This is a genomic window from Bradyrhizobium agreste, assembly GCF_016031625.1.
GTDB lineage: Bacteria > Pseudomonadota > Alphaproteobacteria > Rhizobiales > Xanthobacteraceae > Bradyrhizobium > Bradyrhizobium agreste.
Genome location: NZ_JACCHP010000001.1, coordinates 78,366 through 96,919 on the forward strand (window position 1 = coordinate 78,366; position 18,554 = coordinate 96,919).

An 18,554-nucleotide genomic window follows, 5' to 3' on the forward strand; every position below is an offset into this window, starting at 1 on the left:
CCTCTGTCCGGCGACGCTCGACACCGACGAAGCATCCTGCTTGCGCGGCTTCTGATGTGAGCATTGCGCATCTCGGTCCACGCTACTTGCCATCATGCTCACTGCACTTGCCAAGAACAGCAGAGCTTGTGCGTCCTGCAAACCCGCACTCGTGGCAATCCATCACAGCGGGTTGCGTTGGCGGCGGGCTCTCCGAGTCCAATCATGTGCTCGTGGCAGGCGCCCCTGAAGATGGCTTGCCTCGCCGCTTAATTGGTGCCGTGGCGAATTGGCCTGACAAATTCTGCTGCGGCGAGGCTTGTGCCTACAAGGTCGGCATGAACGCACAAGCATGCGAAGGAAGGGTTTAGGAAACCGCAGGGCGAACGATTGCTTTCACCTCCAAGAACTCGGCAAGGCCGAACTCCCCGAACTCGCGACCGTTGCCGCTCCGCTTGTACCCGCCGTACGGCGCCATGGGATCGCCGGCGGCATCATTAACTTTCACACGTCCGCTCCGCAGTTGAATAGCAATGCGATCGATCGTCTTAGCGTCCGCTCCCCAGATGTAGGAGCACAGGCCATAGTCTGTATCGTTGCCGATAGCCACCGCATCCTCCAGATTGTCGTAAGAGAGGATAGACGCGACTGGCCCGAAGATCTCCTCTCGGGCGATCCTCATGTTGTTGGAGACGTTTGCGAATACAGTGGGTTTGACATAGTAGCCGCGATCGAGACCCTCCGGGCGACCGAGTCCTCCCGTCACGAGAGTGGCGCCTTCTGCAATGCCGGCTTCGATCAGGCACTGAACTTTTTCGAATTGCGCCTGCGAAACTACAGGCCCGAGATCAGGATCACTTAGCGGATCTCCGACGGTGAGGCCGGCGGCGATTTTGCCTGCTATGCCGATAGCTTCGTCCATGCGATGACGCGGAACAAGAATTCGAGTAGGCGCACCGCAGTCTTGCCCGGAGTTGTACATGACCTCTTTCACCCCGAATGCAACCCCGTCAGCAAACCGATCGTCGTCGAAGATGATGAGCGGGCTCTTGCCACCCAACTCTTGACACACGCGCTTCACGGACGGCGCGGCGTTTCGAGCGACCTCAACGCCAGCGCGGGTCGAACCGGTAAAGGAGATCAGGTCCACGTCGGGGTGTGTCGATAGAGCCACCCCAACGCCAAGCCCATCCCCCTGGATCATGTTAAATACGCCGGCTGGTGTACCGGCTTCATGGACAATCTCCGCCCAGATTTGAGCCGAGAAAGGCGCCAACTCCGAGGGTTTTAGGATTACTGTGCAACCGGCAGCGATCGCGGGTGCCACCTTGCAGACGATCTGGTTCATTGGCCAGTTCCATGGCGTGATTAGGCCGCACACGCCGATGCCCTCGCGACGAAGAACCGTCCGTCCGCGCTGTTCTTCAAAAGGAAACTCCAGCAGAACGTCCACCGTGGACTTGAGGTGGACAAGCCCCAGATCAACCTGGGGGCCGCCCGAGACGGAGGTCGGCGCGCCCATCTCTTCGGTCATCGCCAGGGCGAGATCGCCGGCGCGTCGTTCATATTCCGCAGCGATACGCTGCAAAACCCGAACTCGTTGCTGGCGGTCAGAGCGGGACCAGGATGCGAACGCACGTTTGGCAGCGCCGACCGCAAGATTGACGTCGGCGCCTGAACCGAGGGCGATCCTACCCGCGACAGCCTCCGTGGCAGGATTAATCACACTCAATTTCGCGTCACCCATCGCGGCAACCCATTCGCCGTCGATGTAAAATTTCATATGCTCACGCATGTGCACTCCTGTCTGTGTCGAGCCGATCTGCCGACGCGCGAAGTTTTCTCAGAGGGATCGGTCTGGTGCTTCGTCACGAGTGAATGTGAGCAGCGCCCTAGGGTGACTTCGGACTGCGCAAGCCTCTAAACCAGGGCTTTACTCCGGCGAAGGGTTGCTGCGACTGCCTCTATAAAGGAGCGGAGACGCCCCGAAACTGCAAAATCTAGGCGTCGACCAGAGAAATTCTGCAATTCCGGTTTCTTTGTGGTGCGCCTACGTCCCCGCATGCAGATTAGATAGACAGCGCAGAACCAGCTATGCCGGCCAGAAGGGGAGAGACAGCAGGACTCCCATGCCGGGCTGGTAAAGAGCTTTCGCTGTTATCGTCTGGTTTGCGAGCCCCATGTATCGAGACGTCGATGTTGATAAGGGCCATTCGGGATTACTGTGGATTCCGAAGGACAATTCATTGGCGGGCCGAACGCCGCTACGAGCGGACACCCTCTGAAGTGAGTACCGGCACGGCAGCATTGAAAATCGAGAAGAGCGCTGAAGGGGCCGCTGATCAGCAGCGCCTCGGATCCGTTTACATTTGTCGGACCTGAGTTCCGTTTCTCCATGGAAAAGGAAGGATTCCGCTCGCCGCAATTTCTGCGAAGCCAAGACGAGCGTTCCGGCTCACATGTCAACAACTGCCCAACGATCGATACGATGATGCGACAGCTAACGACAAGCCATGGAGCGCAGGGATAGCCTTGGGCTTGGCGCGAGTCAGCAGCGCACCGGTCGCAGCATCCCCAGCACCGGAAGGCGAGCTGCGCGAGATAGCCAACGAGACCCGTGTTGTTCTGCAGCGGCGCGAGCGCGAGTAGTCGTGGAAAAACCGCGCCCACCGCGGACGATCAGCTCACGAACCTCGGCGCGCGAGCGCCGCTCCTTGTAGAGGAACGGCCCAACGCGCGCTGGTCATTCACAAATAGTTCGACTGCGACCGTTGCTGTGCGGTCCTTAAGATTGTCGACGGCAACAGGCGACGAGAGCCTGGCTGTGGTCGTGGCACCCCGATCTCGAGCCACCAACGAACGGTACCGAATCCACCTCAAACACTGTTGAGCAGCTTCAAAGTGAGGCTCTTTCGCGCTCCAGCTTAAAGCAGCGGTTGGATTTCTTGCTCCCAACGTTTCATCGAGGCATCCTTCTGCTTGCCGAGATAGGTCCAATCGGGCAAATAGGCGTATTTATCCATCTCTTCACTGCTCCACATAAAAGGCTTCTTCTCGTCGGATACGCTTGCCTTAGGATTGGCGGGCAAACCGTGCGAGACGTTGCAAAATAGTGTGTTGCCCTCAGGACTGATAAAATAGTTTGCGAGCTTAAGGGCGGCATCGGTCTTTCCGCCCTTCACGACGCACCACCCTGATGAGAAGACGAACGCCCTGAATCCGGTGGTGCTCGGGTCCATTTTCATCAGGAACCGGATCTTGAACTTAGATGAGAACTTAACGATGTCAGTAGTTGGAGCCCAACCTATAGCCGTTTCGCCAGAAACGATCGAATTTGTGAGCTCAACGTCCGAATTAAATACGCGCCCTATGTTTCCACTGCTCGCCAGCTTTTTCACGAAATCCCAAGCCGGATCCAAGTTCTTCTCGTCGCCACCCTTGTACAAGGCAATCGATAACATCTGCGTATTCCCTCCCGCCGTGGGGATCGGAAAGCAGATTTTTCCCTTGAGCCTTGGGTCCAAAAGATCGTCAAGCTTAGTAATCTGGAAGGGAACGAGGTCTTCCCGATAAAACCAGCAAAATGTACCGATACTTGTCGGGACATTGATGACATTTCCCGCACCATCTTTGACCAGGAGCGTTTGGGGAATATCTACAATATTCGGTACTTTTTCTGGCGTGACTGGCTCACCCAAGCCTTCCTGGGCAACGATCGGGTATGTAGCATCGAACGCCGCTATTAAATCTACATTGGGGCGCGCCCCCATAGCCTTGATTTTTGTCAGAAAGACCGATGCCGGCCCCGAATATAATTGCCAATTAACATTGACGAGCGACTGCTTGGCGGTAACCGCGTTCGTCGCTTCACCCCAATCTCCGCCCCATGTAACACCATTGATAGTTTCTGCTGCGAGAGCCCCGCCAACGCCCACGGCTGAAATGCCGGATCCCAAGGCCATCGCCGAAGCCGCGCTTTTTAGAATTCCACGGCGTGATATCGTAAACATGTATATCCCTCCCAGTGATAACTACTTGCGAAAGTGCGCGCTGACCGGCAGCTGTTTTTTCTTCTAGTCCTGGTCGTTCAGCGCTGTAGCAGTCCATCCACACTGGACGTTCATCTCGACGTCCGGACGCACGATGGCCTCGTCAACAGATCGGTACCTGATCTTGATGCTATTTAAGCTGCGTTTGTTCCTACTTCTCGCCTTATTATCGCGTATTCAGCCCCTACGGCGCCGATTTTCGGCGTCGCGATACAAGTCGCGAGGGCTCAGCTGACTAACCGCCGCACATAGAGACAACCAGACAAAACCATTAAGGTTTTTAGGGCGTCGAGGGCTAGGAGAATAGATCATCGCAGTTGTAAAATGGGTACCAGCGGGGACATAGCTTTGAAGTTTCCGTCATTCCTGTGCGCCGTTCGCCGCAACGTGTAACCGCTGCGAGACGGATATCGAAACAGCACTGCAAGCATCAGACTGCAGCCTGTTGCAGACGAGATTTTTTCACCGCCGGTCTGAGAACAGGAGGACATCAGACGCCGCAAAAACGGCGCGCACCGATTGCCCCGGCACGACTGCCGGAATTCTGTCGATATTCTTGCGAATGACCAGCAATCGGGTTTTCCCTGGAAGTTCAATGACCACATGCACGTCAGCGCCGAGCGGTGCCACGTCAAACACGACACCGGTCAGAACATTGCGTTCTGGATCTGGCGCAATTGCACCCGCGGCCTCCTCCACCAGTTCGATGCTTTCCGGTCTAATACAGAGATCGGCGCGGCCGCATTGCTCGGACTGCGCTGATTTCGCGCGGATTTCAGCTCCCTCACTGGTGATGTAGGAGCTTACTCCTCCAGTGAAGCGATCGCGTGTCGCACCATGAAACCAATTCGACCTTCCCACGAACTCGGCAACGAACTTATCCGCCGGCGCGGCGTAAATTTGCGTCGGCGTTCCACGCTGAACGATCTTTCCCGCCTGCATGACGACGACTTCGTCGCCCAAACTGAGGGCCTCCTCTTGATCATGGGTGACGACAATAGTCGTCGCATCGACGGATCTCAGGATCTCCTTCAGCTCAATGCGGAGCTCCACACGAAGCTTTGCGTCAAGCGCCGACAGAGGCTCGTCGAGCAGAACAATCTGGGGATCTGTGGCAAGGGCCCGGGCAAGAGCAACACGCTGTTGTTGCCCACCGCTTAGCTGAGCGGGATATCTCCCCTCCATGCCGCTCATACGTACAAGCGACAACATCTGCTTGATGCGGGACGGTATCACCGATGACGGAGTTCCGCGGTACCGCATCCCATAGGCGACATTCTGGGCCACCGTCAGGTGAGGGAAAAGCGCATAATCCTGGAAGAGGAGTCCGACATTGCGCTCATAAGGTCTCAGATGGCCAACATTTTTGCCAGAGATTTCCACGATCCCGCTGTCATGCGACGTGAAGCCCGCAATGATCCGCAGCGTCGTCGTTTTGCCACAGCCGCTTGGCCCCAGAAGTGAGAGGACTTTTCCTTTTTCGATGTCCAAGCAGACGCCATCGACCGCGACGTGCTCTCCATACTTCTTAGTGACATTTTTCAATTCAAGAACATTCATGCGATTACGCCCTATAGATGCCGTGGCCGATAACGCGATCGAGACCGAGCACGCGATCCAGCATGATCAAAATGACGATAGTCAGCCCCATCAGGAAGACGGCGGCCGCGGCGAGTGTGAGATCAAAACTCGATCTCATGAGACTAACGAGAGCGACAGGAAGCGGATACGTATTGAAGTCACTCAGGAAGAGACTAATCGTCAAATCGTCCATAGAGAACGCGAAGGCAAAGATCGCACCAGCAGCAATGCTGTTCTTGGCCAGCGGCAAAGTAATCGTGAAGAAAGCCTGGCGCTCATTGGCACCAAGAATCAGTGCGGCTTCACGTAGCGTTCGGCTTATCCCACTCAGACCGATCAGTGTCATTCTGATGGTGTACGGGACTGCAACGATGAGGTGACCAGCGAGCAGCTTGTAAAAGGTTGGCAGCACGTCCACGGCCGAAAGGACCATAACGAGCGCGAAACCGATAGTAATTCCAGGCAGCATGAGAGGCGCCAAGAACGCTGTGGTGATAGGATCACGCAAATGCGGAGACATCCGGCTGATGCCCAGCGCGGCCAGGGTTCCTATCGCAGTTGCAACAGCTGTCGTCGCGATCGCGAGCAACAGGCTGGTATGAAATGCGGGCCATAGATAGGCGTTGTGAAAGAACCGGTCGAACCAGTGCATCGAGATGCTTGGAGGAGGAAATGAACCGAGATAGTCGCGCGAATCGACCGACATGACCACTGTTATGATCACCGGGAGCAGCAAAAATACTGCGGTCAGACCAATGATCGCCTTTACGCACCAGGTAAGGCCAGCATCGGCGTGTCGCTTGCTGAAAAGTGCTCTACGTCCCATCACACGCGCAGTACGGAAGACAAGAGTGGCGCCAGAATTCCTGAACATTTTCACGTCCGATCCAGCAAGGTGGTCAGTCTGGACATCAGGAAAATCAGAAGCAGGGAAAGAACGATCATGGCGACCGAAAATGCCGCGCCGCTCGGATAGTTTCCGACCTCGCCGAAGCGGCTGTAGATGAGATTCGAAATGAATAGTACACGCCCCTGCCCCAAGATCCACGGTACGGCAAACGCACTCACACCAAGGGTCATTGAGACCAAAAATGCAGAGATCAGTCCCTTGATGCACAACGGGAGCGTTACGGTTCGATGAGAACTAAACGCCGAGGCGCCGAGGGCCTGAGCTGCTTCGGTCAGTCGCGGGTTGAGGTTCAATACTGCGCCGATCAGAATCAGAATCGACATGGGGATTTGGTAATGGAGCAATCCCGCTACAATAACGAAGTTAAGATATGGCCCGCCACTCATGTTGACTCCGAAAAAGGACATGGCTGGACCGAGTATCCCCACGGGGCCCAAGGTCAGCTGAATTGCATAAATCCGGACCAAGGAACTCAAGAACAGCAGCCCGATGAGCGCCGAAATCCAAGACTTCCGCGCCATCGAGGAGGCATTCCTGGCGATGTAATAGGCGATCGGAAACGCAAAGATGAGGGCGATCACGGATGCGCAGAACGCTAGGAGATAAGTCCGGATAAAGTAGTGCGCATAGACCGGAACGAAGAGCTCGCTATAATTCTCCGTTGTGAGCGAAGCGCCCGCCTCGGATCCAATTCGACCCGGCGTGAAGACGCGGAAACTTTGCTCAAGCACCGTCGATAGCGGCAATGCAAGGAGGACAACGTATATTGCTACCGCAGGAAGCAGCAGCAGTATTGTGGTTCGGGCACTCGTCTTCATCTTACGCAGACAACCCTTTACAATGGAAAGATCGATCAAAGACCGCAAATCGGATTAATCGGAACGGGTTCACGACATCGCTGCACGCAAGCACTGTGTCCCCTCGCGGGACGCTAACTCGTCAACCTAGCAGCTCCGAGTAGTTTTTATTTCAAAGCGCTGCAGCCTGGTTAGCCCGCGCGCACATCGTCTGTACCGACCAGTTGAGTTGCCCATCCTTGTGAAGACTGCGCCGACGAGCGCACCATCCGTCGTGACCGGCGTCGGCACACCCAACAGAGCCACCACTGATAAAAATGTAGTTCCCGGCGGACATAGTTCCTCCCCGCAGATAAGCTGTCTTTAGTTCGGGTCCGATTTGACTTGACCGCATATCTCGCACTTCTGCCTGCATCTCTGGGATTGCAAGAGTGCAAGATGCCGTCGTCCCGAAAGCACCATTACCCGTGTCTCTCTAATAACAATAACGGTGCCTGATCGCCGATTTAATGCATTAATCCCTGCGCTGAAGCTCAATTCCTGCGTTCGACAGCGTTCTTTGACAGTCTTTCCGCAGGCCGCGCGGGGTCAAGTGTTGTCCGCAGAGGAGGAGTTGGCCTTTGCGATGGTTCGTTCGATTCCGGAGGTGCTTGGAACAATCCCGGTGGCGGCGTAAGCGACGATATCGCGATCGGATACGATGGCAAGGCTAGCCTGGCAATGGCAGGATCGGCTGAGGCCTCCGGCGGCTTGCGTCGCGCTGCCATTCGAGCCCACATCCACCAGCGGCATTGATTGATCCTGGTCGCCGGCATTGCAGATGGCGGGCCTCTTGCTGCTTCCACCTTACCCCTTTTTTGTCGGCAAGCCGACCGGCAGCTTGTCGCAAGCCAGCGCACCGTGGAGCTTGTCCTTCTCTTGACCGGGCGACTCGGTCCGTTTCCGCTAGCTAGCGCTCGAGCTTCGGCCAAAACCTGACGACGATTAAGTTTCGCTCATCACTTCGCACTCGCCAGCCCGCCGAGCTTCACACCTTAGCCTGAAAGCGTTGTTAAAGGTAGGTACCAAAGTCTATCCGGGTTCGACCGTTCGTGGATCGCGGAAACACAGCGCAACTACCACGCTGTTGAAGAAGTCGCCCGCCGTCGAGGTGAGCTTGATCATTGGCTGGGGGCCATTCGAAGACGCGCATGCAGCGCGGCGGCGATCGAACTGGCGAGCTGTTCAGGTTGTGACCTCGATGCGAGGTGCGGCGTGATCATCCGCTGCGTGAGATCGTCGAGGAATGCGCTGGTTGCGCTAGAATGAGAGTTTGCGGCGCATGTCAGGGTCGATGCAACCGCAGACACGTCTGCCGGCCATGCTGCGACAGGCGCTCTGCTCGGCCCTCGGAGGATTAGGTGCCGGAGTACGACCCGCCGGTTTGGCGGCATCAACGATGCGGCAGGCCGGGCTGGAGGCGGTTGAGTGCCTGGATTTCGCTCTTTTCGACGACAGACAGCACGAAGTCTTGATGCGGCGGTCGACACAGGGGCCGACGACGTCACTGCCGAACGGGGAATAGTCGGAGCGCCTGAACTGATCCATTCGGCGTAGGCGGCAGGGTCATCACCCGAGCAGTCCTGGATCTTCTTTGTAGACCTGATAAGTTCGATCAGGTTTTCGATTCGAAATCGGTGAGCGCTTTGACGCCGTCTTCGCCGACACCATAGACTCAAATGACGCCGTCTTCGATCTCCATTTCAATCGAGTTGTCGCCCAGGTAGTCTTCGTGTTCACCAAGGTCCTTCGCGAATTCTGTATTCGTTGCCACTAGTCCTGTTATCGCATTTCACGAGAGACGCAGGATGCCAGTAACAGGGCTAGGCCTGTGGCCTTCGATATCCGATAACCACGACGAGGGCTTCACAAACGGGGCCTTGCGTTACTCCGTCGATGAAAATCTCGGCGGTCATGAGCCTCCGCCGCGGATCGCCCTGAGACGGCGTAGTCGCCTGAAGCATTATCTCGCCTTGCTCCCCCGCCTGAAGCGAGATGCTTTCAGCCGTTCTCGAAGTCCAACCAGATGGCGGCAGGAGCTGAGCGCTATACACGGCCGTACGCTCCAAGTTGTTGCGAATCTTGATCCTGTATGTGACCTCACTATTTGCACGGACTTCCGAAAGATATGGCAGCATTCGCGCCCAGAATAGATCAATGAACTCATTTGCTGGTTCACCTACGATATCCCGGAAAGCCTCTTCCTTCCGTTCGATGTAGTCCGTGTACTCAGCAATTCTTGACTCGCCCATAACAATCAGCTCTCCGTGCCCAGGGCACACGAGATCAGGCTGGGTCGCGCGGATCACATCCGCGCAGCGACGATGCATCTCCAGTTGGAAGCTGTTGCGCATCACTGTAGTCTGGACGGCAATGTCGCGATCAATCCCTCTGGCGTTCGGATTGAAAAGCAATAGGTTGTCTCCCCCAAAGACGATCCGCTTGCCATCGATGTTGCCGAATATGATCGCGTGGTATTCGGTTTGTCCTGGTGCGTAATGAACCTCGAAGTCGAATCCTCTCCAATGAAAGGCCTCACCAGCGCGCAAAATCCGCTGCACTTCGATCGGTTTGTGAAAGCAACACGGAGTACTTGCCCATGCAGCTGGATCAGTAATGACCTCGGCAACACAATCGAGAGCCCAGCATTGGGTTCCAAAATGTCGCTGGAGAAAAGGTATGCCGCCGATATGGTCGTCATGAATGTGCGTGGGAACGACTAGTTCGATATCCCGCACTCCATAATCGTCGCGCAACTGATCAAGATGGTGCTCGACGAATCGTAAAGCCTGCAAGCCATCGTGATCCGGGCCCGCATGGAGATGTCCAAAATGGGAGAACCCGTAGTCGATGAGCATCGCGTGGCCGGAGCCACTCAAAACAATGTAAAAGTTAGAGCAAGTGTATGGTCCAGCCCACAACAAATGCTCGGTAATTGGCTGCAATCGGCTCTCACGGATCAGCTGCATGTCACTATGACTGGTACCGCGGCAGGACGTAAAAAGTCTGCCTATACTAGCGAGCGTCTCAAGCTTTGATTCGAGCCTCTCGATATCTGAGTTCAACTCACGGATCGGAGTCCCGTGAGACGGATAAGCGGTCTCGACGTCCTCCTTTTTTAAGGCGAGGATCGATTGCATCGTAAAACTAACCCCTGGGAGTTCACCATAGCCATACTCCATCGCATGAAGCTGATAGAGGTTACCGCCGCTTGTCATTAGATCGCCTGTAAAGGCAATTTTCTTGCCATCGACGTTTGTTATCAGGCTGACCATGCCGTAAGTATGCCCTTTGGCAGGAAGAACACGAAACTCGTATTCCTTCCAGACAAAAGTGCCATAGTCTTCCAGCGCAGCATCAACCGAAAGATTTTCCGCCAACGAAAAAAACGTATTGCTGTTGTTGTAATTGTCGTAGATGCGCCGAGCCTGCCAATAAGCCTCGGTATTTTCAAATAGGTGGCGTTCGTATTCCGGGACAGCCACTTTTGCGCCGGCCTTCTTTAGAGACGGCGTTCCCCAGCACTGATCTCTGTGGTGATGCGTATGTAGGATCCAGTCGATCCGCTCGATGCCAATGGCGGCAAGATGCTGCATAATGGCGCCGGATCCTGTATCGATCAACAGACACTCCTTGCCGCTTTTCAGAACGTAGACGTTGCAAGTGTCCCGGAATTCCCAAAGATTATTGGAACGCTGGATCAAAGCCAATTCATGTTCCTCGCGCATGACATCTCCTGTCGCACCCTTCAAAGCAGTACGCACAATAGCGAGATGCCGGGATCGATTAATGCAATGGATCCTCATTTACTGAGTAAATTGTGCGTCGAGCGATCTCCATCGATAGATTTTCCCAATGCTGATCGGCCCCAGCAGAGCTGGTCAACCTCTCAAGCGCGAACGTCGAGCTTGAACTTCTCAGCTATCAGTCGCGCGCCATGGAAAATTGCCCCCTCATATTGCCTCAGATGAGAATGTTACCGAAACGGAGCTCTGTTCTTGCCGGATCCGGCCTGCCGCGAGTCCGAGCAAGCCGCTCGCGAAGCGCGCCATCCATAGCGCTGTAGCGAGCGAGCGGCTTGCGGTGATTAGGCGAACGCACTTGTGGGGCCTTGAACCTCAGGCACGGAGGGTGGGTCGGTGCTCAACGTGACCTCTGCGCTGCCGATGAGCTGTCGAGCGGCCTTTGATCGCCAGCTCTTCACCAGTCGCTGCACGGTACGCCGCTGATGGCCGCTGAACCGACTGGGCGCATGCGCTTCCAGCCGGGAGAGAAGATCGACCGCGGACAAGTGCGGAGCCGCAGCGAGCCATTCCTCAATGATGGGAATGTAGGGCCCGAGCATCGATGGCCGACGTGGCACAGGCTTGCGCCGCACGTAGCGGCGCCGATGAATGCTCCGCTGCTCACCCTGTTTCCAACCATCGCCGAGCCCTCCGGCAAAGGCCGCCAAGTCGCTTTGCACCGGCGCTACAGTCATTGCTGACTTTCCGGCCCGTTGATCGACCCGCTTACCCAGCTCATTCTGAGCATCCCGCATCTGTGCCAGCAATGCCACCGGATCGAGCGTCCGGTAAATCTCCGCAGCCGACCTTTGAATGCCTCATTAAGCCTCGGGTGGACCAACGCTCTTTCGTACGGCGTAGCGGGAGGAAGATAGCGCTTGATCATCTTGGCACCTTCGCGGTGCTTCTCCTTCAGCTTAAACGAGGGCTGGAAGAAATTGATGTGCAGCCGTGCCGCCGCAAACAGGCGAGCTAATGAGCGAGCGGCATCAATGCCTTCAAACCGCCCGTAGCCCACCAGGCGGCGAACGATAGCTCCGTTCTTTTGTTCAACGAATGCCTGATCGTTCTTTTTGTAGGCCCTCGAACGGGTGACTTCGACATCGTGAGAACGGCACCACGTTACGACCGTGTCGTTCATGAAGGCGTCGTCGTTGTCAAAATCGAGCCCCCGAACGGGCCAGGGAAATAGGTTCTGCGCGCGCTCGAGAGCTTCGACCACAAGAGCGGCTTCACGCACGACGAGCGGAAAGCATTCGGTCCACCCCGTTGCGATATCTACCATCGTTAGCGTCTGAATGAACGCGCCGGACACGGACATGCCGCCGTGCGCAACCAGATCCGCTTCGCAGTACCCCGGCGGAGGTGATCCCCAGTCATTGAATGTACGCACCGGGACTTGGCGCCGTACGGCACTGGAAAAGCCCGCCCGCCGTCGGCGTCCTCCGCTGCTGCGATCTTTACGTCGCTCAGCAGACGATCGATCGTCGCCGCGCTCACCTTCAAAACCTTCGACCTGTCATCGGCAGAGAGCTTCAATCTGCCGTGCCGTTCAAGAGCCGGAAGTAAAAATGGGATCATCGCGACGAGCCGCTTACTGCAGAGCCGGTCAGAGGCGTCCCATAGCACAATCAGTGCAACGCGAATGGAAGCTCCGTAGGTCCGGCCTCGTCGTCGCGGCACGGCCGATCCCGATGCCCTGTCCACCGACAGTGCTCGGATCGCGTGCTTGCGATGCCAGCCCGCAACGGCGCACAGCTCGTCTAGGATCCGTCCCTTCTCGAGCCGCCCGCTTGCCCGATAACGCTCGGCCAGCGCTGATGTGATCTCGCGCTTTGCGCGCATGCTGATCTTCCCTGCCATACCCGCCACCGAACCGATTCGGCAGCTCCGCCCCAGACACGACAGGCAAGTTCTCGGTAACATTTTTAGTGAGGCAATGCGCCCTCGGCGTCACGAGGAGTTGGCCCCTCCTTGGATAGCCGAGGAGAGAGCGAATGAACGAGGAACGAATCACGGAAGGCTTGTCGTGGAGTGATCCACGAGGGCAGGTGATGAAGACGCCGGATGACGTGGCGGAGATGTTGCGCCTGAGGGCGTGCGGTGGGATCTGGGCGGATTGCGCGACAGCTGGGCTGCAGCCATCACACGGTGAAGGACCACGTGGCGCCGGCCGGGGTGAAGCCGTTCAAGTCGCCTGAGCGGGCGAAACGGCTCGATGGCCTTGTTGGCTGCGCGAGAGTTCATTCGGCATCGCGGCCACGGGTGTGATGGATGGTTTGCTGGTGAGCGACGTGACCTGCAAGCGCAGCACCACGCATGATAGGCCGGCCCGATCAGAAAGGTTCGACAGGACGCGACAACCTGGTTGTTAGCATAAGGGGTGCTTTGGATCGCTTGTACGGGCTGTCCTTGGCGTGATCTTCCGGCGGCGCGCGGAGACTGGAACAGCGTGTTCCGGGACCTCACTCAATGGAGCGTCAAGGGGGTATTTGGTGGTGAATGTTCGAGGCGCTGTCCGACGATCCGGACTTCGAATAACCGATCGTCGATACCACGATAATCGGGCGCATCAGAACGCCACCGGGGCGAAGAAAGAGGTCCGAAGGTCAGGCAATCGGGCGCTCGCGCGGCGGCTTCAGCACCAGGATAGATATGGCCCATCGAGGTTTAGGATGTCCCGTACCGTTTACGCTCCTCACCGCAGACGCGCTGTCATTCCCAACGTCCTCGTCTACCGTCTTGCTTGATCATGTCGGCACCCTTCTCGGCTACCATAAGGGTTGGCGCATAGGTGTTGCCGGAAGGCACGGTCGGCATAATCGAAGCATCAATGACGCGCAGCCCAATGAGTCCGTGCACACGCAGGCGCTCATCCACGACTGACATAGGATCGCTGCCCATTTTACAAGTGCCGACGAAATGGTGGACTCCTCGTCCGGCATGGCGAGCGTAGTCGAGTAAGTCTCGGTAGCTCTGCACCTTCTCGCGTGGATGGATCTCGAAAGCGGTATATCTGGCGATCGCGGCATCCTGCATGATCTTGCGCGCGATCTGCATACCGGCCACCGTGCACTGACAATCCATCTCCGCAGATAAGAAATTCGGCTGAATTGCGGGCTCGTTGCCGGCGATCGCCGACTTGATATGGATCGAACCGCGCGATTCGGGTCGGCACTGGTTGACCGCAAAGGTCATTCCAGGTTCTACCTCAAGGCTTCCGCGCCGCCTCGGATCGTAAGTGGCTGGTGCCATGTGGAACTGCGCGTCGGGCGTTTGGAGGCCGGGCAGCGTGCGAACAAAGCCGGCCACTATGCCGTTTGGTCGAGTGAGCAGGCCCGTCCGACTAATATAGTACCGCATGATCTCGCGAAGGAGACTGAAACCCCGCGCCTGCTCATTGAATGTGATGGGTCGATTGATGCGCCAGGCCATACTGACACAGAAGTGGTTGCCGTAATTCTCTCCGACCCCTCTCAACTCCTGATGGACCTCGATCCCAAACCTTTTGAGGACTTCCGGCTGGCCGATACCCGAAAGCTCCAGCACCCCAGGCGACTGGATAGCGCCGCAGGAGACAATCACCTCACCTTCACAGCGTGCCTCGCGGTTTTCGCCATGCAGAGTATACGCAACGCCAACCGCCCGCTTGCCCTCGAGCAGGATGCGGCTAACAAGGGCATTGGTCTCGATATGCAGGTTCGGCCTGCCGCGCGCTGGATCCAAAAAGGCGCGAGCCGCCGACCAGCGTTGACCATTCTTGATCGTGGCCTGAAAGTAGCCGAAACCTTCCTGCTCCCCGTTGTTGTAGTCTTCGTTGCGCGGGAAGCCACTCGCTTTGGCGGCCTCGATGACCGCGTCGCAAAGCACGTGGCGCTCCCTAATGTCACTCACAATGAGCGGGCCGTCCTTGCCACGCGAGTCGTCGCCTCGCCCCTCGTAATTTTCCGACTTTTTGAAGTACGGCAGCACGTCGCCGTAAGACCACCCGCGATTGCCAAGCTGGTCCCACCCATCGTAATCAAGCGGCTGCCCGCGCACATAGAGCAAGCCGTTGATTAAGCTCGAGCCACCTAGCCCGCGGCCGCTCGCGCAGGGAAGGCGCTGGCGCGCCGTGCCGTCTAGAGCGTCCAACTGGAAGTTCCAACTGAATCTTTTTCGCAGTTGGTCCCTAGTGTAGCCTGCTGGTATATCGATCCACATAGAGCGGTCCCGCGGCCCGGCTTCGAGAAGCAGCACCTTGACTCGAGCATCCTCAGTGAGACGATTGGCGAGCACGCAACCCGCGGAGCCGCCTCCGACGATGATGTAATCCCATTCTGACATGATCTGAAAGATTCTCCTGCACAAGGTTCATTTGGACGAGCGCGTCGGGAGTGATCTCCACGCGCGGCCGTGGCGCCGAGGTAAGCGGAGCGCAACCGCCCCACCGCTCGTCAAAGCTAACGCAGACCGCCATTGTGGGAATGACTGCACCGTCTATACGAGAATGCATTCGCGGTTTCTTCACCCCTTCCGAGGACATGAGCGCTCCTGGCATTGCAATGTCAGTGCGCGTCGATGCCATCGCAGGCGAGTACGTAGAAACTCCACTCCGCCCAAACTCACATAGAATTTCTTCGGGTTCTTGGGGCGGCTCTCAATTTCACCCGGACAAGTTACAGAGCATGCCTTATCAACCGCTCACTGCGCCCCGATCTCCGGGAAGGAAGTATCGCGATCTTGGCCCTGACGCCACCCATGATGTGGGATGCCGGAGCGCCTTCCGCCAGTATGAGCTCGATCTGAGCTATTCGAAGCTCAGCTTAAGTGGCCCCTGATACGCCTTCAGTTCATTGTGAACGCGTTCGAGCAAAATACAAACAGTACACAGCGGTTAGACCCGACCGGACTCGATCGCGACCGCCACCGATTGGATGATCGCCGCGAATCGGACTGCGGTCTGGATCGTGCTGGCCGCGACGTTCGCAGCCTGCAGCGCCTTCTCATGCGCATCGATGCACGCAGCGCAGCCGTTGATGGCGGAGACTGCCAACGACCACAACTCACAATCCGCCTTGTCTACGCCGGGATTACCGATCAAGCTCATGCGCAGTCGCGCGGGCATCGTCCTATATTGTTTATTGGAGGCAAGGTGCACAAAGCGATAATAGATGTTGCTCATTGCCATCACAGATGCGACCGCTTTGGCGGCTTCGATCGCTTCAGGCGTCAGCTTCGTGGCGGCGAGTGTCTCGAAGCCTAACATCATTTGCCGATTGCGGGTTGCGACGGCGCAGGCGAGAAACAGGCCGTATCGCGTAGGCTCGCGAAGCGTCTCATCGGCTACCATGGACGAGAAGTTGAGTCTTACGTCCTTGGCGAAGTCAGGGATCTGATCGCTAATCTCGCCGATCGACATCATCTGTCATGCCACCTTCAGCGTTTCGCCGCCAACCTCGCGGTTGCATGGACAGAGTTCGTCTGTCTGCAGCGCATCAAGCACGCGCAGCGTGTCCTTCGGCGCGCGGCCGACATTGAGGTTAGTCGCATAGACGTGCTGAATGATGTTGTCGGGATCGACAATAAACGTGTAGCGATATGCGACGCCGTCCGGCGACCGCACGCCCAAGCCGTCAACAAGAGTCCACCTGGTGTCGGCAAACTGCCACATCGGCAAGCGATGAAGATCTTTGTGGTCGCGTCGCCAGGCGAGCTTGCAAAATTCGTTGTCGGTCGAGCCGCCCAGCACTACGGCGTCACGATCCTCGAAGTCCTTCGACAGACGGGCGAATTCAGCGATTTCGGTGGGACAGACGAAGGTGAAGTCCTTAGGATAAAAGAAGATTATTTTCCACTTGCCCGGAAAACTCTTCTCATCGAGTGTTTCGAATGCGCTCTGTCCCTTTTCCTCCTGGACCTGAAATCCGGGCTTTACGCCAACAACTTCGAAAGGCGGGAGCTTGCTTCCAATTCCGAGCATTTTTTTCGGCAACTTTTTCTGAGGGCTCACGAATTCACGTCTCAGCCGGCTGACGACTCTTTCGCGAGTTCATCCATGACTTGCTTGGTAGCTCGATAGGCCAGATCCACAATCTCGTCTATCTCATGTTCAGATACCACGAGAGGAGGAGCAAAACCAAGAATGTCACCGTGCGGCATTGCTCGGGCGATGAGCCCACGATCACGAGCCGCCTTGGAGATGCGGGCCCCCACCTTTAGCTGCGGATCAAATCTCCGTTTGGTATGACGGTCCGCAACGAATTCGATGGCGCCGAGCAGCCCCACGCCTCTAACTTCTCCGACGATTTCAAGCTGTGCAAAGCGTTCGTTAAGCCGCTTGAGGAAGTGCGAACCGACTATTCTCGCGCGGTCGCTCAGTCGCTCACTTTCAACAATATCGAGAACTGCATTCGCAGCGGCAGCCGCGATCGGATGACCAGAATATGTATATCCATGAGAAAATGCTCCCACGCGATCGGCAGCCTCCTCCATAACGGCGTAGACCCTCTCGCCAACAATGGCTCCCGAGAGCGGCATGTAGCCGGACGTCAGACCTTTTGCCACGGTCACCAAGTCAGGCTCGATGCCGTAAAGCGTACTCCCGAAGTCCGCACCAGTTCGACCGAATCCGCAGATTACCTCGTCTGCAATTAAAAGAATGTCGTAGCGCCTCAGTACGGCTTGCACTTCGCGCCAGTATCCAGTGGGAGGCGGTGTAATACCCCCGGTGCCCAGTACTGGCTCCGCGATGAAGGCACCAATTGTTTCGGGACCTTCTCCCACGATGAGCTGCTCAAGTTCTGCTGCACGCCGGCGAGAAAACGACTCTTCCGTCTCGCCCGTTTCTGCACCCCAATAATGGTGCGGTGCGCCCGTGTGCAATATGCCCGGAAAGGGAAGGTCCATGTGATCGTGGTAGAACGACATACCCGTCATGGATCCTGAGATTACTGAGCAGCCATGATAGCCTCGCTGCCGCGAGATAATCTTCTTCTTCTTCGGCTGGCCACGCAGATTATTATAGTACCAAACAAGCTTAGCTTGAGTTTCGTTCGCATCCGATCCCGACAATCCGAAGAATACTTTACTCGGCTTGCCAGGCGCCATTCGCACGAGACGATCCGAAAGTGTCGCCAGCTCTTCGGTCGTGTGCGCCGCGTATGTGTGATAGTATGCGAGCTTGTAGGCCTGCCGGGCGATAGCCTCAGCTACTTCCGTCCGGCCATATCCAATGTTTACACAGTAAAGACCTGCAAATGCATCAATGTAACTGCGCCCCTGCGCGTCCTCGATGCGAACCCCCTTGCCGCCCGTGACAATCGTCGGATCGCCTATCTTGCCGGTAGCGAATTCCTTAAGCTGGGTGAAAGGATGGAGAACACTTGAGCGATCTCGTTCAGCGATGGTTTTGAAGTCATTCATGCCGCCTCTC

General features: G+C 56.7%; 13 protein-coding genes and 1 pseudogene. 1 reads left to right on the forward strand and 13 read right to left on the reverse strand.

Annotation, left to right across the window (positions count from 1 at the left end):
- Positions 1-346: 346 nt before the first annotated feature.
- The 9 genes from HZZ13_RS00270 to HZZ13_RS00310 all read right to left on the reverse strand — a co-directional run bounded on the left by HZZ13_RS00270 (position 347) and on the right by HZZ13_RS00310 (position 12,533).
- On the reverse strand, positions 347-1,774 hold the full coding sequence (locus HZZ13_RS00270; protein ID WP_197957719.1) for an aldehyde dehydrogenase family protein: 1,428 nt from the start codon (positions 1,772-1,774) through the stop codon (positions 347-349).
- A 1,129-nt stretch (positions 1,775-2,903) separates the two neighbouring features.
- Positions 2,904-3,989 (reverse strand): ABC transporter substrate-binding protein, encoded by a 1,086-nt coding sequence (locus tag HZZ13_RS00275; RefSeq protein ID WP_197957720.1) that lies wholly within the window; start codon positions 3,987-3,989, stop codon positions 2,904-2,906.
- Positions 3,990-4,490: 501 nt separating this feature from the next.
- The gene (locus HZZ13_RS00280; protein ID WP_197957721.1) at positions 4,491-5,588 is read right to left on the reverse strand and encodes an ABC transporter ATP-binding protein; all 1,098 of its coding nucleotides are present in this window, start codon (positions 5,586-5,588) and stop codon (positions 4,491-4,493) included.
- Between the two features lie 4 nt (positions 5,589-5,592).
- The gene (locus HZZ13_RS00285) at positions 5,593-6,483 is read right to left on the reverse strand and encodes an ABC transporter permease (protein ID WP_246504262.1); all 891 of its coding nucleotides are present in this window, start codon (positions 6,481-6,483) and stop codon (positions 5,593-5,595) included.
- Between the two features lie 2 nt (positions 6,484-6,485).
- Positions 6,486-7,376: an ABC transporter permease gene (locus HZZ13_RS00290; protein ID WP_197957723.1), complete on the reverse strand. Its 891-nt coding sequence runs from the start codon at positions 7,374-7,376 to the stop codon at positions 6,486-6,488.
- 528 nt (positions 7,377-7,904) lie between these two features.
- On the reverse strand, positions 7,905-8,108 hold the full coding sequence (locus tag HZZ13_RS00295) for a hypothetical protein (RefSeq protein WP_197957724.1): 204 nt from the start codon (positions 8,106-8,108) through the stop codon (positions 7,905-7,907).
- 1,070 nt (positions 8,109-9,178) lie between these two features.
- Positions 9,179-11,083, reverse strand: coding sequence for an MBL fold metallo-hydrolase (locus HZZ13_RS00300; protein WP_197957725.1), 1,905 nt, complete (start codon positions 11,081-11,083; stop codon positions 9,179-9,181).
- Positions 11,084-11,442: 359 nt separating this feature from the next.
- Complete coding sequence (locus tag HZZ13_RS00305; protein ID WP_197957726.1) at positions 11,443-11,835, reverse strand: hypothetical protein; 393 nt, start codon at positions 11,833-11,835, stop codon at positions 11,443-11,445.
- A complete protein-coding gene (locus HZZ13_RS00310) occupies positions 11,832-12,533 on the reverse strand; it encodes an integrase catalytic domain-containing protein (protein WP_197957727.1) in 702 nt (233 codons plus the stop codon). The genes HZZ13_RS00305 and HZZ13_RS00310 overlap by 4 nt, the downstream gene beginning before the upstream one ends.
- Positions 12,534-13,410: 877 nt before the next feature.
- Between HZZ13_RS00310 and HZZ13_RS36470 the strand changes: the two are divergent.
- Positions 13,411-13,882 (forward strand): annotated as a pseudogene (locus HZZ13_RS36470) (IS5 family transposase); the annotation flags it as partial.
- On the opposite strand, the gene HZZ13_RS00320 reads toward HZZ13_RS36470, so the two are convergent.
- From HZZ13_RS00320 to HZZ13_RS00335, 4 genes are all read right to left on the reverse strand, one after another.
- Entirely contained in the window at positions 13,856-15,466 is a 1,611-nt protein-coding gene (locus tag HZZ13_RS00320; RefSeq protein ID WP_197957729.1) for a GMC family oxidoreductase, read from the reverse strand. The pseudogene HZZ13_RS36470 and the gene HZZ13_RS00320 overlap by 27 nt on opposite strands.
- Before the next feature lie 550 nt (positions 15,467-16,016).
- A complete protein-coding gene (locus HZZ13_RS00325) occupies positions 16,017-16,541 on the reverse strand; it encodes a carboxymuconolactone decarboxylase family protein (protein WP_197958066.1) in 525 nt (174 codons plus the stop codon).
- Positions 16,542-16,547: 6 nt separating this feature from the next.
- A complete protein-coding gene (locus HZZ13_RS00330) occupies positions 16,548-17,102 on the reverse strand; it encodes a peroxiredoxin (protein ID WP_197958067.1) in 555 nt (184 codons plus the stop codon).
- A gap of 41 nt (positions 17,103-17,143) precedes the next feature.
- Positions 17,144-18,544, reverse strand: coding sequence for an aminotransferase (locus HZZ13_RS00335; RefSeq protein WP_197957730.1), 1,401 nt, complete (start codon positions 18,542-18,544; stop codon positions 17,144-17,146).
- Positions 18,545-18,554 lie beyond the last annotated feature (10 nt).

Bases quoted from the DNA above. Each gene is read 5' to 3' on its own strand.
- HZZ13_RS00330 (WP_197958067.1), bottom strand. From the start codon at position 17,102: ATGCTCGGAATTGGAAGCAAGCTCCCGCCTTTCGAAGTTGTTGGCGTA.
- HZZ13_RS00295 (WP_197957724.1), bottom strand. From the start codon at position 8,108: ATGCCGCTGGTGGATGTGGGCTCGAATGGCAGCGCGACGCAAGCCGCC.
- HZZ13_RS00285 (WP_246504262.1), bottom strand. From the start codon at position 6,483: ATGTTCAGGAATTCTGGCGCCACTCTTGTCTTCCGTACTGCGCGTGTG.
- HZZ13_RS00270 (WP_197957719.1), bottom strand. From the start codon at position 1,774: ATGCGTGAGCATATGAAATTTTACATCGACGGCGAATGGGTTGCCGCG.
- HZZ13_RS00300 (WP_197957725.1), bottom strand. From the start codon at position 11,083: ATGCGCGAGGAACATGAATTGGCTTTGATCCAGCGTTCCAATAATCTT.
- HZZ13_RS00305 (WP_197957726.1), bottom strand. From the start codon at position 11,835: ATGACTGTAGCGCCGGTGCAAAGCGACTTGGCGGCCTTTGCCGGAGGG.
- HZZ13_RS00325 (WP_197958066.1), bottom strand. From the start codon at position 16,541: ATGTCGATCGGCGAGATTAGCGATCAGATCCCTGACTTCGCCAAGGAC.
- HZZ13_RS00280 (WP_197957721.1), bottom strand. From the start codon at position 5,588: ATGAATGTTCTTGAATTGAAAAATGTCACTAAGAAGTATGGAGAGCAC.
- HZZ13_RS00275 (WP_197957720.1), bottom strand. From the start codon at position 3,989: ATGTTTACGATATCACGCCGTGGAATTCTAAAAAGCGCGGCTTCGGCG.
- HZZ13_RS00320 (WP_197957729.1), bottom strand. From the start codon at position 15,466: ATGTCAGAATGGGATTACATCATCGTCGGAGGCGGCTCCGCGGGTTGC.
- HZZ13_RS00335 (WP_197957730.1), bottom strand. From the start codon at position 18,544: ATGAATGACTTCAAAACCATCGCTGAACGAGATCGCTCAAGTGTTCTC.